This window comes from Micromonospora sp. NPDC050417 (genome assembly GCF_044458865.1).
GTDB lineage: Bacteria > Actinomycetota > Actinomycetes > Mycobacteriales > Micromonosporaceae > Micromonospora_G.
On sequence record NZ_JBITIH010000041.1, the window covers coordinates 16,771 to 36,142 of the forward strand.

16 protein-coding genes are annotated in these 19,372 nt (G+C 68.8%); 7 read left to right on the forward strand and 9 right to left on the reverse strand.

The window, feature by feature from the left end; all coding sequences use genetic code 11:
* Positions 1 to 212: 212 nt before the first annotated feature.
* From egtD to egtA, 4 genes are read right to left on the reverse strand one after another with little or no spacing between them, the layout of a single operon-like run.
* Positions 213 to 1,178, reverse strand: coding sequence for an L-histidine N(alpha)-methyltransferase (gene egtD / locus ACIBF5_RS31465; protein ID WP_396816525.1), 966 nt, complete (start codon positions 1,176 to 1,178; stop codon positions 213 to 215).
* Positions 1,175 to 1,972 (reverse strand): ergothioneine biosynthesis protein EgtC, encoded by a 798-nt coding sequence (gene egtC, locus ACIBF5_RS31470; RefSeq protein ID WP_396816540.1) that lies wholly within the window; start codon positions 1,970 to 1,972, stop codon positions 1,175 to 1,177. The genes egtD and egtC overlap by 4 nt, the downstream gene beginning before the upstream one ends.
* A 49-nt stretch (positions 1,973 to 2,021) precedes the next feature.
* Entirely contained in the window at positions 2,022 to 3,347 is a 1,326-nt protein-coding gene (egtB, locus tag ACIBF5_RS31475; RefSeq protein ID WP_396816526.1) for an ergothioneine biosynthesis protein EgtB, read from the reverse strand.
* Positions 3,344 to 4,576, reverse strand: coding sequence for an ergothioneine biosynthesis glutamate--cysteine ligase EgtA (egtA, locus tag ACIBF5_RS31480; RefSeq protein WP_396816527.1), 1,233 nt, complete (start codon positions 4,574 to 4,576; stop codon positions 3,344 to 3,346). The genes egtB and egtA overlap by 4 nt, the downstream gene beginning before the upstream one ends.
* A 195-nt stretch (positions 4,577 to 4,771) precedes the next feature.
* On the opposite strand from egtA, the gene ACIBF5_RS31485 reads away from it, so the two are divergent.
* Both ACIBF5_RS31485 and ACIBF5_RS31490 read left to right on the forward strand, forming a co-directional pair.
* Positions 4,772 to 6,268 carry a protein kinase gene (locus tag ACIBF5_RS31485; protein ID WP_396816528.1) on the forward strand — a complete coding sequence of 499 codons (1,497 nt, stop codon included), beginning with the start codon at positions 4,772 to 4,774 and terminating at the stop codon, positions 6,266 to 6,268.
* 105 nt (positions 6,269 to 6,373) lie between these two features.
* A complete protein-coding gene (locus tag ACIBF5_RS31490) occupies positions 6,374 to 7,636 on the forward strand; it encodes a nucleotide sugar dehydrogenase (protein ID WP_396816529.1) in 1,263 nt (420 codons plus the stop codon).
* Positions 7,637 to 7,703: 67 nt separating this feature from the next.
* Here ACIBF5_RS31490 and ACIBF5_RS31495 read toward each other — a convergent pair whose 3' ends face one another.
* Both ACIBF5_RS31495 and ACIBF5_RS31500 read right to left on the reverse strand, forming a co-directional pair.
* Complete coding sequence (locus tag ACIBF5_RS31495) at positions 7,704 to 8,297, reverse strand: pentapeptide repeat-containing protein (RefSeq protein ID WP_396816530.1); 594 nt, start codon at positions 8,295 to 8,297, stop codon at positions 7,704 to 7,706.
* A gap of 51 nt (positions 8,298 to 8,348) precedes the next feature.
* The gene (locus ACIBF5_RS31500) at positions 8,349 to 9,341 is read right to left on the reverse strand and encodes an NAD-dependent epimerase/dehydratase family protein (RefSeq protein WP_396816531.1); all 993 of its coding nucleotides are present in this window, start codon (positions 9,339 to 9,341) and stop codon (positions 8,349 to 8,351) included.
* A 217-nt stretch (positions 9,342 to 9,558) separates the two neighbouring features.
* Here ACIBF5_RS31500 and ACIBF5_RS31505 point away from each other — a divergent pair, with 217 nt between their 5' ends.
* Genes ACIBF5_RS31505 through ACIBF5_RS31515 form a run of 3 tightly spaced genes read left to right on the forward strand, consistent with a single transcriptional unit; the run spans position 9,559 to position 12,886 of the window.
* The gene (locus ACIBF5_RS31505) at positions 9,559 to 10,560 is read left to right on the forward strand and encodes an NAD-dependent epimerase/dehydratase family protein (protein WP_396816532.1); all 1,002 of its coding nucleotides are present in this window, start codon (positions 9,559 to 9,561) and stop codon (positions 10,558 to 10,560) included.
* A gap of 2 nt (positions 10,561 to 10,562) precedes the next feature.
* On the forward strand, positions 10,563 to 11,636 hold the full coding sequence (locus ACIBF5_RS31510; protein ID WP_396816541.1) for an MraY family glycosyltransferase: 1,074 nt from the start codon (positions 10,563 to 10,565) through the stop codon (positions 11,634 to 11,636).
* Positions 11,633 to 12,886 (forward strand): LCP family protein, encoded by a 1,254-nt coding sequence (locus tag ACIBF5_RS31515; protein WP_396816533.1) that lies wholly within the window; start codon positions 11,633 to 11,635, stop codon positions 12,884 to 12,886. The genes ACIBF5_RS31510 and ACIBF5_RS31515 overlap by 4 nt, the downstream gene beginning before the upstream one ends.
* Before the next feature lie 64 nt (positions 12,887 to 12,950).
* Here ACIBF5_RS31515 and ACIBF5_RS31520 read toward each other — a convergent pair whose 3' ends face one another.
* Both ACIBF5_RS31520 and ACIBF5_RS31525 read right to left on the reverse strand, forming a co-directional pair.
* Positions 12,951 to 13,364: a hypothetical protein gene (locus ACIBF5_RS31520; protein ID WP_396816534.1), complete on the reverse strand. Its 414-nt coding sequence runs from the start codon at positions 13,362 to 13,364 to the stop codon at positions 12,951 to 12,953.
* A gap of 730 nt (positions 13,365 to 14,094) precedes the next feature.
* Entirely contained in the window at positions 14,095 to 15,141 is a 1,047-nt protein-coding gene (locus ACIBF5_RS31525; RefSeq protein ID WP_396816535.1) for an ALF repeat-containing protein, read from the reverse strand.
* An 873-nt stretch (positions 15,142 to 16,014) separates the two neighbouring features.
* On the opposite strand from ACIBF5_RS31525, the gene ACIBF5_RS31530 reads away from it, so the two are divergent.
* Entirely contained in the window at positions 16,015 to 17,925 is a 1,911-nt protein-coding gene (locus ACIBF5_RS31530) for a S1 family peptidase (RefSeq protein ID WP_396816536.1), read from the forward strand.
* A 57-nt stretch (positions 17,926 to 17,982) separates the two neighbouring features.
* Here ACIBF5_RS31530 and ACIBF5_RS31535 read toward each other — a convergent pair whose 3' ends face one another.
* Positions 17,983 to 18,876: a 1-aminocyclopropane-1-carboxylate deaminase/D-cysteine desulfhydrase gene (locus ACIBF5_RS31535; protein ID WP_396816537.1), complete on the reverse strand. Its 894-nt coding sequence runs from the start codon at positions 18,874 to 18,876 to the stop codon at positions 17,983 to 17,985.
* A gap of 141 nt (positions 18,877 to 19,017) precedes the next feature.
* Between ACIBF5_RS31535 and ACIBF5_RS31540 the strand changes: the two genes are divergently transcribed.
* On the forward strand, positions 19,018 to 19,230 hold the full coding sequence (locus ACIBF5_RS31540; RefSeq protein WP_396816538.1) for a hypothetical protein: 213 nt from the start codon (positions 19,018 to 19,020) through the stop codon (positions 19,228 to 19,230).
* Positions 19,231 to 19,372: the final 142 nt, after the last annotated feature.

Consider the following 19,372-nt stretch of genomic DNA (forward strand, 5'->3'; position numbering starts at 1 on the left):
GTCTCGCCCGCCCCACCAAGATGAGGCCGCGTGGCCGGGCGCGCGTACGCACCAGTATGTCGACCACGACATTGGGAGCTACTCCCCTTCGCGTCGCCGAGCCTAGCCGACGCGGCCCCTCGCCGTGCCGCCGGGCGGGGACAAACCCGTCCCAACGGCACGGCGACTGCCCCAGCCGGGGCCGGCCGCGCCCGGGCGACCCCGGCGCCGGTTCAGCCGGCCTGGGCGAGTAGCACCGCGAAGAGATTCTCCTCGTCGGTCCAGCAGCAACGGACCAGGAAATCGGCCCCGGCCAGCTCCGCCGCTATCCCCGCCGGGCGGAACTTCGCGGAGACCTCGGTACGCATCTCCTCCCCCTCGGCGAAGTCCACCTCAAGGTCGAGCACCCGTACCCGGCTGGGGTGGCGCGCCCGCAGCCGCATCTCGATCCACTCCCGCTCCGGATCCCAGAGCGCCACATGCTCGAACGCGGACGGGTCGAAATCCGCCCCCAGTTCGCGGTTGACCACTTCGAGCACGTTGCGGTTGAACTCGGCCGTGACCCCGGCCGCGTCGTCGTACGCCGGCACCAGCCGAGCCGGGTCCTTCACCAGGTCGGCCCCGAGCAGCAGCCAGTCGCCGGCCTCCAGCGCGGTACGCATCTCCCGCAGGAAGTCCGCGCGCTCGGCGGGCAGCAGGTTGCCGATCGTCCCGCCGAGGAAGGCCACCAGCCGGCTGCCTCCGGTCGGAAGCCGGTCCAGTTGGTGGGTGAAGTCGCCGACGACGCCCCGCACCCGCAACCCCGGGTACGCCGCGGCGATCTCGGCGGTGGACTGGCGCAGCGCACTGATCGAGACGTCCAGCGGTACGAAGGTGCCGAGCCCGCCGTGGCGGGTGAACGCGTCCAGCAGCAGTCGGGTCTTCTCCGACGATCCCGAACCAAGTTCGATCAACGTCTTCGCGTCGGTGAGCGCGGCGATCTCGTCGGCGTGCGCGGCCAGGACGGCCCGTTCGGTCCGGGTCGGGTAGTACTCCGGCAGTCGGGTGATCTCCTCGAACAGCTCACTGCCCCGGGCGTCGTAGAACCACTTCGGCGGCAGCCACTTCGGTTGTGCGGTCAGCCCGGTGCGGACGTCCTCACGCAGTGCCCGGGCCAGGTCCCGCTCCTCCAGGTAGATCTCCAACGGATCCGCGCTCACACCAACTCTCCTATCGCTCGCAGGTGTACGTCGTCGATGGTGGCGACGACCAGGTGGCCGTCGGGTACGCCGACCCAGGCCGGGTCGTCGTCGAGCGGTTCGGAACAGATCAGCGCCGAACCGGCGCCGGCCCGTACGGAGAGGGCGTGTCCCGCCGCGGAGGCGACCGCCGTACGGCCGTCGGTGAGCAGCAGGTTGAGCCGTGCCCCGGGCGCGGCGTCGGCGACCGCGCGTACGGTCTCGGCGACCGCTCGCTCCGGTGACGCGCCCGCCCGCAGCCCCTGCCGGACCAGCGCCCAGAGCAGCGCCGCGTCGGTGGGCGCGTCGAGCGTGAGCAGGTCGCGGGTCGGCAGCCTGTCGGCGAGCCCGACGACGCTGTCCGGCCACCCGGGCACCACCCCGTTGTGGCTGAACAGCCACCGCCCGTCGGTGAAGGGGGCGGCGGCGGTCTCCACCACCGGCGTGCCGACGGTGGCCGACCGGACCGCGGCCATTACCGCACCGGAGCGGGTCGACGCGGCCAACGCCGGCAGGGCGGCGTCCGCCCAGATCGGGATCGCCCGCCGGTACCGCACCGGCTCCCCCGAGCGGGCGGCGGCGTGCGGGTCGGGGTCGGCACGGGTCGCGGTTGCCGGTGCGGGGTACCAGGCGACGCCGAAGCCGTCGGCGTTGACCGTGCCGCCGCCACGCATCTCCCTCGGCGCCCAGGACTGGTGCACCAGCCCGTGCGGTGGGTCGAAGAGCAGCGCCGCCAGCGGCACCGGCGGTCCCAGGTAGACCAGGTGCCGGCACATCACCGCACCGCCGTGCCGGTCGCGGGTCGGCCGGGCGTGCGCGTACGGCTCACGCGCCGGTCTCCTCCGGCCGGGGGTCACGGGCGCAGCGGAACCCGCTGAAGATCTGGCGCCGGATCGGCAGGTCCCAGTTGCGGAACGTACCCCGGCAGGCGGACCGGTCGGTGCCGAACGAACCACCACGCAGCATCCGGTACGAGTTGCCGAAGAAAACCTCGGAATACTCCCGGTACGGGAACGCGACAAACCCCGGGTATCCCTCGAACCCGCTCGACGTCCACTCCCACACGTCACCGATCAACTGGTGCACGCCGAGCGGCGACGCCCCCGCCGGATAGGCACCGACCGGCGCCGGCGCCAGGTGCCGCTGGCCGAGGTTGGCGTGCTCCGGGGTCGGATCCCCGTCGCCCCACGGGTAACGCCGGGAGCGCCCGGTCGACGGGTCCCAGCGCGCCGCCTTCTCCCATTCCACCTCGGTCGGCAGCCGCTTGCCGGCCCAGGCCGCGTACGCCTCGGCCTCGTAGAAGCAGACGTGCACCACCGGTTCCTCCATGATCAGCGGTGCGTACCGGCCGAACCGGACGTAGCCCCACTCCACCCCGTCGTACCGCCAGTGCAGCGGTGCGGTCAGCCCCGCCTCTCGCCGGTGGTCCCAGCCCGGTCCGCTCCACCAGCGCTCGTCGTCGTAGCCGCCGTCGGACATGAACGCCAGATACTCACGGTTGGTCACCGGCGCGGCGTCGATGAAGAACTCCGGTACGTCGACCACGTGCGCCGGCCGCTCGTTGTCCAACGCCCACGGGTCGGTCGAGGTGCCCATGGTGAACCGGCTACCGGGCACCCGTACCTCGCCGGAGACGGATACGGTGCCGGCCGGTGGCGGCGGCGCGGCAAGGGCCGCCGGCCCGAGCCGCAACTGGTGGGTGGCGAGCATCGTCTCGTCGTGCTGCTGTTCGTGTTGGACGATCATTCCGAACGCGAAGCCCTCGGCGACCAGCCGGCTGCCGTCGAACCGGATCCCGTCGAGCAGGTCCAGCACCTTGCTCCGCACCGTGGTCAGGTAACCGCGTGCCTCGTCCGGGCGGAGCAGAGGCAGCGCCGGGCGGTCCTTGCGGGGCTGCTTGAACGCGTCGTACAGGTCGTCGATGTCACGGCGGACCGGATCCCGACCGCCCACGTCCCGGACCAGCCACAGTTCCTCCTGGTTGCCGACGTGGGCCAGGTCCCAGACCAGCGGCGACATGATCGGCGAATGTTGGCGCATCAGCTCGGTCTCGTCGACCACCTCGGTGAGCAAGGTGCTGCGGGACCTGGCCCGCTCCAGCTCACCGGCGATCCGTAGCCGGAGATCCTGGTCCGATCCCGGTGCCGTCATGACGTACTCCTGTCCGCGACGGCCAGCCGCCGCTGCACGATCTGGGTGATGTCGTCGCGGGTCGCCGGCTCCAGGTCGGTCCGGTCCAGCGCCGCCAGCGCCACCTTCAGTACGGCCGCAGCCGCCCTGGCCAGCGTCGGTTCGGCCAGCCCGTGCCGGGCGGCGGCGTCCCACTCGTCGAGCACCGGTTCGCACGCCTCCCGGGCCAGGTTGAGGGCGTCGTCGTCGCCGAGCAGCGCGGCGAGTACGCCGACCGGGGCGATCCACTCACCGGGAGGTTGCGCGTCGAGGTAGCGGACCTCCAGGTAGCCGCGCGCCCGTACCGGTGGGAAGAGGGTGCTGAGGTGGTATTCGAGGTCGTCCACGGTCGGCGGCTCGGGCAGGGCGCCCTCGATCCAGTCACGGAAGGTGATCCCGGCCGGTACCCGCCAGTCGCCGTCCGGACGTCGTACGCAGAGCAACGGCGCGCCGAGCGCGTACGCCGACCAGACGCTGACCGGGTCGCCGACGCCGCCGGCCGACCGCCAGGCTGGCCTGGTCCGGGCCGGGTCGATGGCGAACCAGGTGGCCATCCGGGCCGATGCCCAGCCGGTGTCGACGCCGGCGTGGTGCCGCGCCGTGGCGAAGGCCGCCAGCATCGGTGGGCCGAGAGCGTGGACCGCGTCCCAGCGGGCACCGAACCGCTCCGGTGTGCCGGCGTCGACGCAGACCTGGAGTCCTGCGGTGCTGTACATCATGGTCCGGCCAGCCGGACCGCGCTGGTCGAAGGCTGCCCGCATCGCGCGGTAGCGGGGGGTCTCGACCGCCGGGCGGGGCGGGCGGTGCGGGTCGATGCCGCTGGTCCCGAGGGTCAGACCGGCGGCGTTGAGGAGCTGACCGAGCCGTTCGATATCGGCATCGGTGTGGGCGCACAGGGCGCGCAGCGAGCGGTGCGGGGCGGAGGATATCTCGACCTGCCCGCCGGGCTCGACACTGACGGTGCCGTGACCCGGCAACGGTGACTGGGCGCCGGCCGGGTCGAGAGTGGAGGGCGCGTGTGGTCCGAGGGCGTCCCGTAACCGGTCCGCCGAGATCGGCTGGGTGGGGTCGTCGCGGTCGTGGACGGTCCATTCGAGTTCGACGCCGCTGAGCATCGGTGGACCGGTCTTGAAGCAGATCTTCGCCAGATAGCCCTCCGCGTCGGACAGCTCACGCAGGACCACCGGCGTATCGAGGTCGGCCGGTATCACGGCATCGATCTCCCCTCTTTCGACCGCCTGGATCTACCCATGCCCGTCGTCGGACAATCCGACCCTGGCCGGTCGGGCTGTCGGGAGTGCCACCTCTTCGTGTCTACCAGACAAACTCCGCCCCCTGGAACGAATCAAACTCACAATTTGGATCAACGGGAGTGACTGGACGGGATGTTGGGTACGGAGTGAGGCGTGCTGGCCCCCGGTGTCCTCCTCAGTGACCGCTACCGACTCGACGCACGCCTCGCCACCGGCGGGATGGGCGACGTCTGGCGTGGCACCGACCTGCTGCTCGGGCGCCAGGTCGCGGTGAAGGTGCTGTTGCCGGGGCTGGTCACCGAGCCCGACTTCATCACCCGCTTCCGTGCCGAGGCCCGGATGATGGCCGCCCTGCACCATCCCGGCATCGTGCAGGTCTACGACTGCGGGGAGGAGCAGCTCACCGCCGACACCCGGGCCGACTACCTGGTCATGGAGTACGTCGCCGGCGAACCGCTCTCGCAGCGGATCGAGCGGTCCGGCCGGCTCGGCGTCACGCAGACCATGTCGGTGGTGGCACAGGCGGCACGTGCCCTGCACGCCGCGCACCGGGCCGGAATCGTGCACCGGGACGTGAAACCGGGCAACCTGCTGGTCCAGCCCGACGGGACCGTGGTCCTGGTCGACTTCGGGGTGGCCCGGTCGTCGGAGATGGCCCGGATCACCAGCACCAACGCGGTGCCGGGCACCGCCCTGTACATGGCTCCTGAGCAGGCTGCGGGGCGGCCGGTGTCGGCGGGGACCGACATCTACGCCCTCGGCGCGGTGGCGTACCACTGCCTCGCCGGGGAGCCGCCCTATTCGGGCAAGACGCCGTTGGAGGTGGCGATCAAGCACCTGCACGACGAGCCACCCGCCCCACCGGCGGAGCTGCCCGCACCGGTGGCGGCACTGGTCAGCCGAACGTTGGCGAAGGCACCCGGCGACCGTCAGCCGGACGCCGCCGCACTCGCCGAGGAGGCCGAAGCCGTCCTGACCACGCTTGCCCCCGGCACCGCCACCGCCACGATCGCTCTGGCCGGTGTCGCGGAATCCCCAGTCGCCGGGGCCGCCGCGTCGGGGCGCGCAGGTGTCGAGGGCGGACAGGGCGGTGTCGAGGGCGGACAGGGCGGTGGGATCCGGCCGGGCACGTTACCCGACCTGCCGGTCGTGCCGCCGGACGTGCCAGCCCTGCCCGGTGCACCGGCGGTACGCCGCCCACGGCCGTCGCGCGTACGCGCGCTGCTGCTGGCCGGGGCCGGCACGCTACTCGTCACCGGCGCGCTGGTGGGCGTACTCGGTTTCGGACCGGGCGACGGTGAACCGGGCCGGGACCGGCCGGAGACTCCGGTGCCGTCCGGTGCCCCCGCTGCCGGGCCCGAGGGAGGCGACGACGACGCGGCCGGTGCGGAGAGAACCCCGACGCCGGGGCGTACCTCCGAGGGCCCCGCCCCCGCCGCACCGTCCGGCCCGGACGCCACCGCCTCCGCTGGCCCGCCGGCCGGTGCGACGCCGAGCGCAGGGCCCAGCACGACGACGACCAGTGCCGCACCGCCGAGCCCGACTCCGGAGCAGGAGACCTCGGAGCCGCCGGCGAGCGAGGAGCCGCCCGCCACGCCCGATGCCCCGGCACAGTCCGGGGCCGCACCGGCCGAACAGACCACGCGTTGACCCCTGTTCGAGCGCCGAAAGGCTATTAAATCCTGTTTCGCACTTGTGCCGCTATAAGTCGCCCTAAAGTGCGGGTTACCTGGTTACATGCCCTAGGAGCCCCACATGAGCGTTGAAAAGCTGGTTGTCATTGGACAGGGATATGTCGGCTTGCCGTTGGCGATCCGCGCGGTCGAGGCTGGCCTCGACGTCGTCGGACTCGACCTCGACGACAGCCGGGTCAAGCGGCTCGGCGCCGGGGAGTCCTTCATCGAGGACATCACCACCGCCCGGCTGACCGCCGCCCTCGCCACCGGCCGGTACCGGCCCACCAGCGACTACGGCGACGCCAAGGACTTCGACGTCTGCGTGATCAGCGTGCCCACACCGCTGCGCGACGGCGCACCCGACCTGAGCTATGTGGAACAGGCTGGCCACTCGATCGCCCCGTACGTCCGACCCGGCTGCACGGTCATCCTGGAGTCGACCACCTATCCCGGCACCACCGAGGAGCTGCTGCGCCCGCTGCTGGAGGAGGCCACGGGGCTACAGAGTCCGGGCGACTTCCACCTCGGCTACAGCCCGGAACGAATCGACCCGGGCAACCTCACCTGGCGGCTGGAGAACACCCCGAAGGTGGTCTCAGGAATCGACGCGACCGCGCTCGCCCGGGTGGACGGCTTCTACCGGCGGATCGTGGAACAGACGGTCGCGGTCGACTCGACCCGGGTGGCCGAGCTGACCAAACTGATCGAGAACACCTTCCGCCAGGTCAATATCGCGCTGATCAACGAGCTGACGATGTGCGCCAGCGAACTCGGCGTCGACGTCTGGCAGGCGATCGACGCCGCGTCCACGAAACCGTTCGGCTTCATGCCGTTCAAGCCCGGTCCCGGGGTCGGCGGGCACTGCCTGCCGATCGACCCCTGCTATCTCTCCTGGCAGGTCAAGCGAACGCTGGGGCGGCAGTTCCGGTTCGTCGAGCTGGCCAACGACATCAACCACGAGATGCCGCAACACGTGGTCCGGCGACTCATGGTCGGCCTCAACAAGCAGGGCCGGACCATCAACGGGGCGCGGCTGCTGCTGATCGGACTCGCGTACAAGAAGAACACCGCCGACATGCGGGACTCCCCCGCCGTGGAGGTGGCCGCCCGGCTACGCGCGCTCGGTGCGGACGTACGAGCGGTCGAGCCGTACGCCGAGCCGCACCACATCCCGTCCGGGGTGACGGTGGTGGACCTGACCGAGGCGGAGGTGGACGCGGCCGACGCGGTGCTGATCGTGACCGACCACGACGGACTGGACTACGAGATGATCGGCCGGTCCGCCAAGTACGTCTTCGACAGTCGCAACCGGTGCACCGGGCGCGTGGTGGAGCGCCTCTGACCCGGTCTGCTCGCGCCGGGGCGAGTCACGTCGGAGTGAGCGGGTTGACTCACGGGCGCGGCGGCCGTCAGCGGATCACCAGGCCGAGGGTCTGTGCGATCACCACCGCCTGGGCCGGGTCGATGATCGCACCGCTCAGTTGGGCGGTGCTCGGGTCGAGCCCGGTCAGGTCACTGCCACGCAGGTCGCAGCGGACGAGGTTGACACCGCGCAACTGCGCGCCCGAAAGGTCGACGTCGACCAGGGCGGCCTCGGTGCAGTTCGCCCCGGCGAGGTCGACCTCCCGCATCCGGACACCGTTGACGGTGACCCCCCGCAGGTCGGCGCCGGCTAGCGCGACGAACGACCAGTCGCCGCCGACCACCCGCAGCGGGCGCAGCGCGGACTCCACGAAGGTGCTGCCGACCAGCTTGCAGCCGGTGAACTCGGCCTCGAAGAAGTTGCAGCGGGTGAAGGTGCACCGCAGGAATGCCGAGTCGTGGTGCCGGGAGGCGTTGAACTTCACGTTGCCGAAGGTGCAGCCCTGGAAGACCGCGCCCCGCGTCGTCGCCTCGGTCAGGTCGACGTGCAGGAAGGTGCACCCCTGGTAGGTGCGGTCGGCGATCTCGTCGCCGTACCAGTCCTCGTTGCGGAACGTCTCGCCCTCGATCGTCTCGGCCACCGCGGCAGCCTAACGCCGTGGTACGACGCGGCCACGATGCCGGGCCACGGGCTAGCCGACCGCGTGAACCGGCTCCGTATCCGCGATCGGCGCCGAGGTTGGGTCTTCGGCGAACCGGAACAGACTCTGGTACCACCGCACGGTCTGGGCCAGCCCATCGTCCAGCGGCACCGGTCGGACCTCGGGGAACAGGGCAGTGAGCCGGGTCGAGTCCGCCTGCGACTCCCGTACGTCGCCGATCCGGGCGGGGGTGTGCTCGACCTCGACCGGGTGCCCGATCAGGTTGGCGAGCTTGCCGATCAGAGTCAGGAGCGAGACCCGGTTGCCGTACGCGAGGTTCACCGGCACGGTCGAGGTGATCCGGTGCACGACCGCGTCCGCGAGCACCTGGGCGACGGTGCCGACGTAGGTGAAGTCGCGGCTCTGTGCCCCGTCGCCGTGCACGGTCAACGGCTCCCCGCGCAGGGCGGCGTCGACGAAGGCGGGGATGACCGCGGCGTACGCGTGCCCGACCGACTGCATCGGCCCGTAGACGTTGAAGAACCGCAGCGCCAGCGTGGGTACGCCGAACGCCGAGTGGTACGCCAGCACCTGGGCCTCGGCGGCGAGCTTGCTGGCCGCGTACGGACTCATCGGGCGGGTCGCCAGGTCCTCGTGCTTGGGTAGTTCGGCCACCGAGCCGTAGACCGAGGAGGAGGAGGCGGCGACGAGGTACGTTCCGGCCCGCCGGCACGCCTCCAGCAGGTAGAGGGTGCCGGTGGCGTTCGCCTCGTGACTGGCCACCGGGTCGGCGAGCGAGCGGGGCACCGACGGTCGTGCGGCCAGGTGGATGACCGCGTCGACGCCGTCGATCAACTCTGCGAGCAGGGCACGGTCCAGGATCGAGCCGGTGACGAGCCGGACCGGCAGGTCGTCGAGGTTCGCCGCGAAGCCGGTGCTCAGGTCGTCCAGCGCGATCACTTGTCCGATTTCCGGCCTATCGACCAATTCGCGACAGGTGTTGGCGCCAATAAAGCCGGCACCGCCGGTAACGAGGACTCTCACCCGATATCCCTCTCTCGTCTGACGAGTTAGACAACTGGACGTCGGACCGACATCGCACTTATCAACTGCTTTGCCGTCAAGATGCCCATAAAACGATCATGTAGGACGAAATCAGTATTCGTCGCCCTAGCGATGGTATATGCCCTATCGTGCTCAACGGGGCCGATTACCAACGAGACTCGCGGCACGGCGGCGAGCGATACAGAGGGGGCGTTTCATGCCACGCGGCACGATTCTGGTCACCGGCGGAGCGGGCTTCATCGGCTCGCACCTGGTGGACGCACTACTCGCCCGAGGCGACAGGGTCGTCGTACTCGACAACCTGTCCACCGGACGGATCGCCAATCTGGACCAGGCATCGACCCACCCTGACCTGCACTTCGTCCAGGGATCGGTGCTCGACGAACTGGTCGTCGACGAACTCGTGCACCGGTGCGACACCGTGGTGCACCTCGCCGCCGCGGTCGGCGTCAAATTGATCGTGGAACAGCCACTGAAATCGCTCACCACCAACATCCGTGGCTCGGAGATCGTGATCGAGGCCGCGCACCGCTACCGCCGCAAAATCCTCATCGCCAGCACCTCCGAGGTCTACGGCAAGAACTCGCGCGGCCCGCTGAGCGAGGACGCCGACCGGATCCTCGGCAGCCCCGCGGTCGTACGGTGGGCGTACAGCACCGCCAAGGCCGTGGACGAGATTCTCGCCAACGCGTACCACCGGGAGCGATCCCTGCCGAGCATGGTCGTCCGACTGTTCAACGTGGTCGGCCCCCGGCAGAGCCCGGCGTACGGCATGGTCATCCCACGCCTGGTCCGACAGGCCGTCCGGGAACAGCCACTGACCGTCTACGGGGACGGCTCGCAGACCCGCTGCTTCGCGCACGTGACCGACGTGGTCGCCGCGCTGATCGGGCTACTCGACTGCGAGGCGGCGATCGGCGAGACGGTCAACGTCGGCTCCCCCGCCGAGATCAGCATCCTCGACCTCGCCTGGCGGATCGTGAAGGCCACCCAGAGCACCTCCGACGTACGACTGGTCCCCTACGAGACCGCGTACGGCGCCGGCTTCGAGGACATGACCCGGCGCGTCCCCGACATCAGCAAGCTCAACCGCATGATCGGCTGGTCGCCGACCCGCACCCTCGACGACATCCTGCGCGAGACCGTCGCCGAGGCGAGAGCGGAAGAGGTTGCCCGCACCCAGATGCTCCCGGCGTGAACATGCCGCTGCCGGCCACCGGAACGGTGCTCGCGACCCTCGCGGCACTGCTGCTCATCGCCGTACTCGTGGAGCCGGCACGCCGGGTCGCGCTCCACTACGGCCTCACCGACCGACCCGCACCACACAAGGCACACCACCAGGTCACGCCGTACCTCGGCGGCGCCGCCATCGTCGTGGCGACCCTGGTGCCGACCGTGGCGGTGATCGAGACGACCGGGTACCGCATCTGGCTGGTGCTCGGCGCCGCGCTCTGCATCGCCCTACTCGGCCTGGTCGACGACGCCCGGACGCTCAGGCCGAGCACCAGGATGGCGGTCGAGGCGCTGTTGGCCACCGTCGTGGCCCTCGGCGGCGTACGCCTGCACCTGGTCGGTCAGGAGCAGGTCGACCTGGCGCTGACCGTCGGCTGGATCATCGTCGTGACCAACTCGTTCAACCTGCTGGACAACACCGACGGTGCGCTCGCCACGGTGGCCTGCGCCACCGCGGTACCGCTGGCGGTCTTCGCCGTCGTCGCCGGCATGCCGGAACTGGCCCTGCTCCTGCTCTGCCTCGCCGCCGCCTGCACCGGGTTCCTGCTGCACAACGCCGCGCCGGCACGGATCTTCATGGGCGACAGCGGTTCCCTGTTCATCGGCTTCCTCATCGCCACCAGCGCGGCGATGGTCGCCCCGGGACGGGCACCGGTCGACCGGGCCTCGATCCTGCTGCTGATCGTTTTCGTGGCGGCCACGGACACCGGGTTGGTGCTGGTCTCCCGGCAACTGGCCGGCAGATCCTGGTTGCAGGGCGGCACCGACCACGTGGCGCACCGGCTCAAACGCGCCGGCGTCGGTCCGCACGCGCTGCTCGGCACCCTCTTCCTCGGCGCCTCCACCGCCGGCCTGGTCGCGGTGCTGGTCTCGGCCAGCGTGGTGCCGGGAAGCACCGCACTGCTGGGCACACTGGGGGCGGCGGTGCTCCTGGTGACACTGCTGTCGCAGGTGCCCGCCGGATACGGGCAGCCGGCCCGGCACGCCCGACGCTCGGCCACAACGGCCGCCCGGCAGGCCAGCGACACGGTACGGGGTTGACCGACGTCCTCTTCAACGCTCGACCCGACGGAGAAATCGACAACATCATGACGGCAAGCAACGCGCGGTCGGAAGAACTTTCCGACGCCCCGGTGCCGGAGACCCACACGAACCGCTGGACGCGACGGCTACGTCGCCTCGGACTGGCCAGCGTCATCCTGCTCTCGGCTGGCATGGTGGGGGTGCTCGCGATCGGCTACCTCACCAGTTCGGACCTGACCAACCGGATCACCCGGGTCGGCGAGGTCTTCGACCCGGTGGAGGGTGCCAACCGACCGGTCGCCAGTACGACGACGTCCAACGGTCGGACCATCCTCGCCATCGGCGCGGAGCTGGGTCGGGCAGACCCGAGTCCTGCTGCCACGCCACTGACCGACCGCTCCGAGCCGGGCCCGTCCGACGGGTCCGTCGAACCGAGACCCGGAGAGTCCGGAAAAACCGCCATCGGGCAGGCGGGCGCGGAACGGGTCGGCGAGGCGGCCGGGACCGCAGCCTCGGAGCCCAGCCCCGAGGCGCAGTCCCCGCGTGGCGCGGTGATGATGATCCGCTTTGCCCCCGACCAGAACTCCGTCTCGGTGGTGTCGATCCCGGGCCAGTTCGAGGTGGACGTACCCGGACACGGAGTGGTCACCGTCGGTGCCGCGCACGCGGTGGGCGGACCCCCGTTGCTGATCCGTACGGTGGAACGGCTCACCTCGGTACGGATCGACCACTTCATGGTGATCGACTTCGACGAACTGGCGACGGTCGTGGACGTCCTCGGCGGCGTCGACCTCTCGGTCGCCGCCGACGTGACCGACCGAAACGGGACCCGTTTCCGGGCCGGCGTCAATCACCTCGACGCCGAACAGGCGCGGGCCTACCTGCGACAACCGGACGAGTTGCCCGAGGGCACGCTCGACCGGGCCGAGCGCCAACAGAACCTGCTGCGGGCACTCCTGACCAAGGCCGCATCGACCCGGTTCGACGTCAACCCACTGGAGAACTACCGGCTGCTCAACGCGGTCACCCGGGCGGTCTCCGTCGACGACCGCTTCACCGGCGACGAGCTGCGCGACGTCGCCCGTTCGGCGGCACTGGTGGAAGCCCGCAACATCTGGTTCCTCACCGCTCTGCCGCCGGGCGACGGTGAAGGCGCCCACCCAGACGTCGATCGGAGTGCGGCGCTCTGGCAGGCGTTCCACGACGGCACGATCGCGCAGTACATGGTCGAGCGCCCCGAGGATCTGCTGGGCAGTAGTCCTCGGTGACGGTCCCACTGGTCCCACCCTTCGGGTGGGACCAGTGGGACGCGACTCGACACACCGACGCTACTCAGGCACCGGTCAGTCGCAGCTCCACGAGCACCGCTTGAGGGGTTTCGGGCCCCGTGCCAGGGCGGATCGCAACAGGAGTGTATGCAGGAACGCTGTACGTCCGTTCTCCCTCGGGAAGATTCGCCTTGGCCGTGATCGGCCTGTCTCCGCCACGGATGCCAAAGGTCCCCGGCACCTCAAGGGCGAGGTAGCCCGAGGGCCCCGTGCTCTTGAAGCAATACCAGACACCGTAGGGCTCGACATCCAGCGTCTTTTCCACCTGGATCTCGTCTCGAGCACATTGCTGATCCGTCTCGAATCCACGGGATCCCACAAAGACGATGTGCCCGTCGCCCTTGAACACCTTCAGACCGTGCTGCGCGAGGATCTGGTCCGCACCGGGATGAGTGAAATCCTCCACGAGCGACGGCATGTCCACTGCCTGCGTCTGCGACTCGGCCCGGGCCGAAGAAGCATAGACTCCTATAACTGACACGGCACCCGCCGTGGTTAACACGGCCACCATTAGCCATGACCAAAACTTCATCACGCCGACTCACTCTCTAGGAGAAGAACATTAACCATCTCACCGTTTGCAGCCACACCGACTCGCACTGCCCCATCCAATGTATTTAGCCGCCGAATTCCCGGAAAGAGCGAGCGCAACCAAACTTCCGGATCGACTTATCTTCAAACCGCGAGACCCATACACGATGGAGTCATGCCGGTCAACACGGCCCGGACCGCCCGCCGATCTCCTTAGAGATCGATCGATAACCGGAACCATATCGCCCGACTTATCAACACAAGGAGGAGAGGAAAGGGCCTTGGAACACAGGGGCAGGTCGATCACTATCGCTTGGATCAACGCGCCCTAAAATGCGTCCACCTTCACCTCAACTCCCCCGCCCTTTGTATCCGATATCCGACAGTAAAGCGGCCACCCCTTTCATGGAACATTGCACGACACCTTGAACGGGATCCATTGATTGCTCTCGATAGAAGTTGGGACATTACATGGCGCGGCAAGCACGGTAAGTATCATCATTTCCACCTACAACCTGGCCAGCGCGCACATAAGCACCGGGAATCTATCAGTCGGCCTCTGACTAAGCTCCAGCTCCCACTCGCCGACAGTCATGGGAGTGCCGAGAATGACTCCGTCACGGGGGCAGCCTTCGGGTATTCGGGTCCACAGGGTCGTCTTCTGCGGTGTCCCACAACAACTTCCGGTTCCATGCTGCCAAACCGCCCGCAACGGCCGCGGCCGGATGCTCGGCCGTCGCCTCCTGTGCCACCTCCACCCCCTGCTCCGTGACTTCTGCCAGTCGCGCCGCGGCCTCGTCCCGGGCCAACTGCTCCAGTTCCTCAGCCTTGGCCGCCGCACCACGGACTGCCTGAGCTGCCTGCCGTGCTGCTGCGGTTTTGCCCGCATCGGTCCGTGCTGCTGCAGCCGCCGGCTTGGCTTCCGCCGCCGCGTTGACCGCCCGCGTCGATGCTTCCGAGGCGGCATGGGACTCCCGCGCGGTGGCCTCGCCGGCCTGTATCGCCTGCTCGGTAAGACTACGAATGCAGGCGACCTCCTTGTCCCGGGCCCGGGACACGTACTGTCCCGACACTAGGAACTCCCGCAACTCCTCCGTTGAACCACCGAGTGCTTGTCGCGCTACGCTGTCAAGCACTGGCCCACCGTTGTTTGCCGCCCCTGCGAGCATCCGGGTGGCGGCCAAGCGGTCATCGGCTACAGCGGCCAGGTCCCGGTCCGACGATAGGAACTGGGTCAGTTCCTCTGGCGTGCCATCGAGGGCACGTTGCGCGGCGGCCTTGGTGGTCGGACCACCGCTCTCCAACAGCCGATAGACCCGTACCCGCTCGTCGGCCTGCCACGAAGTCTTCCAACCGCCACTGACGAACGCGCGGACATCCTCCTGCGAGCCTGCCAGAGCCTGCAGCGCGGCGGCGCGCATGGACGGATCGTCCATGCCCGCAAGAACCTGGGCTGCGGCTCGCTCGTCCTCGTGTTGCGCGAGCGCGCGGCCACCGTCGTTGAACGCTCGTAGGTCGTCATCAGACCCGAGCAAGGCCACCTCGGCTGCACGCCGCACCGATAGGCCGCCCGAGACCAGATAGGACAGCGCGGTACCACGATCGATCGTCTGGTCCACGGGCGAGGCCGACGCCGACGCCGCCGGTTGCAGTAACGACTGCATCAGGGCCAGTACGGCAACAGCAGCAACGCCCCTACTCCATTTGAACGCAGGACGTCGCCGCACCCAAGCAGCAGCATGAATCGGCTCTGGCGTCACTGCAACCCCCGTGGAAGCATGAAAGGATAGCAGCACCCTATAGGCCGAGTTCATCGTCGACAAGTTGCCCGGGAAGTAATCACCCAGCGTTACACCGAGCCGCGCTCTCTCGGGCCCGAGTCTTCAAGCACAGGCTGGAGATATTCTCGCGAGGAGTCCTGGTCTTGCTTTTGGGGCAGCGTTACCGACCCGAACAGCAGTGCTTTTCTTCAGCACAAGGGGGCATCGCAAGGCGAGCGGGTCCCCTTCCTTCCATTCGGAGCCACTCAGCCCGATCCTCTAACCATGAGTAATAACGGTGCGGCTTATAGCCCGATTCAGGAAGAAAATCTCTACGCTACGTAGCGACACCTTGACGTTTGGCTGGAAGATCGTTAGTGTTCGCCCGGCCCGACAACCCGCGACATCGATCGCAAACGTACGACAACCGTCGTAGCGCGCACTTCTGACTCCCACGAAGGCGACCTGAGCACGGGGGCAAGAAGATGTGGCATGACACGAGGAAGATGTGGCATGACACGAGTGATCGACTCAGCGAGATTACCAAAAACTTACTTGGGGATTAGGTCCCAGGTACTCAATTAGCTGTATCTGGCAAGGATGGCGGGCGCACTGACGGATCCTTTTCGTCGATCAGCAGGCAGCACTAAGCACGCGTCACGTGGGCCCATCATATGAACGTTGCTCACCGAAATCGCAATCTATGGGCATGATTTTCCACGCCCAGAACCAACATGACCAGGTCGCGGTTCATGCTGTCAGCAATTCTCCACAGACATGAGGAAGGTTTTCTTGCGAGATACGCGTTCGGCCTGGCGAATAGGCCTGCCGCTGGTTCTGGCTCTCACGGCCTCGACCCTCGCGGGCTCGCCTGCGCAGGCCGTTGTCGGCACGCCGACACCTGACAACACGTACCGGTTCGTGGTCAAGCTGTTGGTCGGCGATCCGCACGGTCCGTCCAGCCGTGGCTGTTCGGGTGCGCTGGTCGCGCCACAGTGGGTGATCACCGCGAAGTCTTGCTTCGGTGGGTCGGCAGTGGTGGCAGGCCCGCCGCCACAGGCGACGACCGCGACCATCGGCAAGACCAACCTGGCCACCTCGCCCGGTCAGACGGTGGCGGTGCAGCGACTGGTGCCGCATCCGGACCGGGACGTGGTCCTCGCCCGGTTGACGACTGCCGTCAACGACGTCGATCCGATCAGGTTCGAGACCTACGCGCCGCGTCACGGGCAGGTGCTCCGGGTGGCCGGCTACGGCCGCACCGCCACCGAGTGGGTGCCGAACCAGTTGCAGACGGCGACGTTCACCTCGAAATCGTCGTTCGACGGCGCCACGGTCGAGATCGACGGCCGCGAGCCGGCGACCGCCAGCATCTGCAAGGGTGATGCCGGTGGACCGGCGTTCCGCGAGCGAAACGGTGTCGCGGAACTGGTGGCGGTCAACAGCACGTCGTGGCAGAACGGCTGCCTGGCCGAGACGGAGACCCGCAAGGGTGCGGTCGAGGCGCGGGTCGACGACCTGGCCGACTGGATCCGCAGCAACGTGATCGAGATGCCGTTCCACGACGGCCAGCTCTATCGCGAGGCGCCCGGGGCGATCGCGGTCATCGCCGGTGGGTCGGCGGCCTGGTTCGTCAGCATGGAGGAACTCCAGGCGATGGGCTACGGCACGAACTGGACCGACGCGCCCGCCGGTGTGTTCGGGCTGTTGCCGAGGACCCCCCGCGACGGCACTGTCATCGTCGACCGGCAGGGGTCGGTCTACCTCACGGCCGGCGGAGCGAAGATCTGGTTCGGCTCCCCATCGGAGATCACCGAGACCGGCCACGGCGGAAAACCGATCATCCCCCTGCCCTCCCACTACGTCGACGGGCTGGCCAGCACGCCGCGCGACGGCACCGTGTTCAGTCACCCCGGGGGTGGCATCTACCTGTTCGTCGGTGGGGCGAAGATCTGGTTCGGCTCCCCGGCCGAGATCGTCGAGACCGGCCACAGTGGCAAGCCGTTGACGAACCTGCCCACCCGCTACGTCCAGGACGTCACCAGCATCCCCCGCGACGGCACGCTGGTGAGCGACCCACAGGGCAACGTCTACGTCGTCGTCGGCGGCGCGAAGATTCACTTCGCCACCTGGGACGAGATCGTCGCGAACGGGTACGCGGACGCGCCACTGACCGTCATCCCGACCCGGCACCTCAACGGCATGTCGAACGTTCCCGCCGACGGAACACTCGTCCGGGACCCGAACAACTCGGTCTACGTGTTCGCGGGTGGGGCGAAGATCTCGTTCGGCTCTTCGGAGGAGATCACCCAGGCTGGCTACGGCGGCAAGTCCCGGACCGCGATGCCCACCCGTCACCTCGACGGCGTACCCAACGTCCCCCGCGACGGCACCATCATCCGCGCCAACGACGGCTCGGTCCACGTCATGGCCGGCGGTGGCTCGTTCTCGTTCGCGTCCATGGCCGAGCTGCAGGAGGCCGGGTACGCCAACAATCCCATGACCAGCATCCCGACCCGTTATCTCAGCACCCTCGTCGGACCCCGTGACGGCACTCTCGTCCGGTCGGCCAGCTCGCCGCAGATGTGGCGGCTGAGCGGTGGCACCCGTACGGCGGTGACGCTCCAGGCCGGCGAGACCTTCACCGTCGTCGGTACGGCCGTACTGAGCCGCATTCCGATCGCCTGAACAATCCCCCCGGGCGCTCACGCAGCACGTGGGCGCCCGGGACCGCCCCGTCAGCTCTCAACCGGTCAGCACCGCGGCGATCGTGGTGCCTGCGAGGAAATGTCCCGCCTCGACCAGGGCGAAGAGGCCGTACATCATCTTCGCCGGGTAGATCGGGTCCAGGGTGAGGCCGTGTCGGGTCGCGAAGTCGGCGATGAACGCCTCCAGCTCGGGCTTCGACTTCGCGTAACCGCCGAAGTGGAAGTCGTACTCGATCCGCCAGTTGGTGGTGACGGAGCCGCAGAACGCCCGTTGCAGCCGTTCGACCTCGCCAACCAGGAACTGGCCACCCTTGAGGACGGAGAAGCCGAGCGCGGACCGTCCCGGCGCCAGACCGGCGGCTATCCCGGCGAGGGTGCCGCCGGTGCCGACCGGTACGCAGACCACGTCGTACGGCTCGGTGATCTCGCCCGGGATCTCGGCACAGCCGCGTACGGCCAGTGCGTTGCTGCCGCCCTCCGGGATCAGGTAGTGCTTGCCGAACTCGGTGCGGAGCAGAGCCAGCAGTTCCGGCGCGTGCTTGTCCCGGTAGCTGGTGCGATCCAGGTACGTCAGCCGCATGCCCCGGTCCACCGCGTACGCCAGTGACCGGTTGAGCGGCAGGTGCTCCTCGCCCCGGATCACTCCGACCGTGTCGAACCCGAAGTACGCCCCGGCCGCCGCCACCGCACGGATGTGGTTGGAGTACGCGCCGCCGAACGTCACGAGTGTGCGCAGGTCCTGTTCCCGCGCGGCCCGCAGGTTGTACGTCAACTTCCGCCACTTGTTGCCGGGCAGATCGGGGTGGATCAGGTCGTCCCGCTTGAGCAGGAGCCGCACCCCGGCCCGACTGAGCCGGTCGTCGACCAGTTCGGTCAACGGCGAGGGCAGCCGGAGCGACACCTCCCGACTCCACCACGCCTGGTACGCCACCCGGTCAACCTCTCTTTTCCGACTCGGCAGCCACCGTATCCGTTCCCGCACCGGCCGCACCGACACGCCCGGCGTTTGCGCGACCCGCCGGACTGGGTATCAGGAGATCGCACATCCAGGCTCTCGGACGAGGAGGCAACAGTGCGTCGTAGAGGTACATCAGCAGGAGCGGCCATCCTTGTCATCTGGTTGATCATCGGAGCGATAGCGGCCGGTCAACGCGGCTACTTCAACGACGACAACGACAACTGCGCGGAGGCCGGTACGACGATCGTCACGATCATCGCCGGTCCGCTCAACTATGTCGGCCTCAACCCGAAGGTCAACTGTGAGGTACCGCAGCCGTCCCAGTGACACACGTGCTCAGTGACGTACGGCCGTGGGGGGGGGGGGCGGGCCCCCCCCCCGGGGGGGGGCGGCGGGGGGGGGGGGGGGGGGGGGCCCCGGGCCGCCGGAAATTGTGACGGATGGGTGGGGGGGCGGCGCCGGGGGGGAT

What these genes read in the sequence shown, in the direction of transcription:
- egtC (WP_396816540.1), bottom strand. Translation starts at nt 1,972, where the DNA reads ATGTGCCGGCACCTGGTCTACCTGGGACCGCCGGTGCCGCTGGCGGCG.
- egtB (WP_396816526.1), bottom strand. Translation starts at nt 3,347, where the DNA reads ATGACGGCACCGGGATCGGACCAGGATCTCCGGCTACGGATCGCCGGT.
- ACIBF5_RS31490 (WP_396816529.1), top strand. Translation starts at nt 6,374, where the DNA reads ATGAGCGTTGAAAAGCTGGTTGTCATTGGACAGGGATATGTCGGCTTG.
- ACIBF5_RS31505 (WP_396816532.1), top strand. Translation starts at nt 9,559, where the DNA reads ATGCCACGCGGCACGATTCTGGTCACCGGCGGAGCGGGCTTCATCGGC.
- ACIBF5_RS31510 (WP_396816541.1), top strand. Translation starts at nt 10,563, where the DNA reads ATGCCGCTGCCGGCCACCGGAACGGTGCTCGCGACCCTCGCGGCACTG.
- ACIBF5_RS31520 (WP_396816534.1), bottom strand. Translation starts at nt 13,364, where the DNA reads ATGCCGTCGCTCGTGGAGGATTTCACTCATCCCGGTGCGGACCAGATC.
- ACIBF5_RS31525 (WP_396816535.1), bottom strand. Translation starts at nt 15,141, where the DNA reads ATGCAGTCGTTACTGCAACCGGCGGCGTCGGCGTCGGCCTCGCCCGTG.
- ACIBF5_RS31530 (WP_396816536.1), top strand. Translation starts at nt 16,015, where the DNA reads ATGAGGAAGGTTTTCTTGCGAGATACGCGTTCGGCCTGGCGAATAGGC.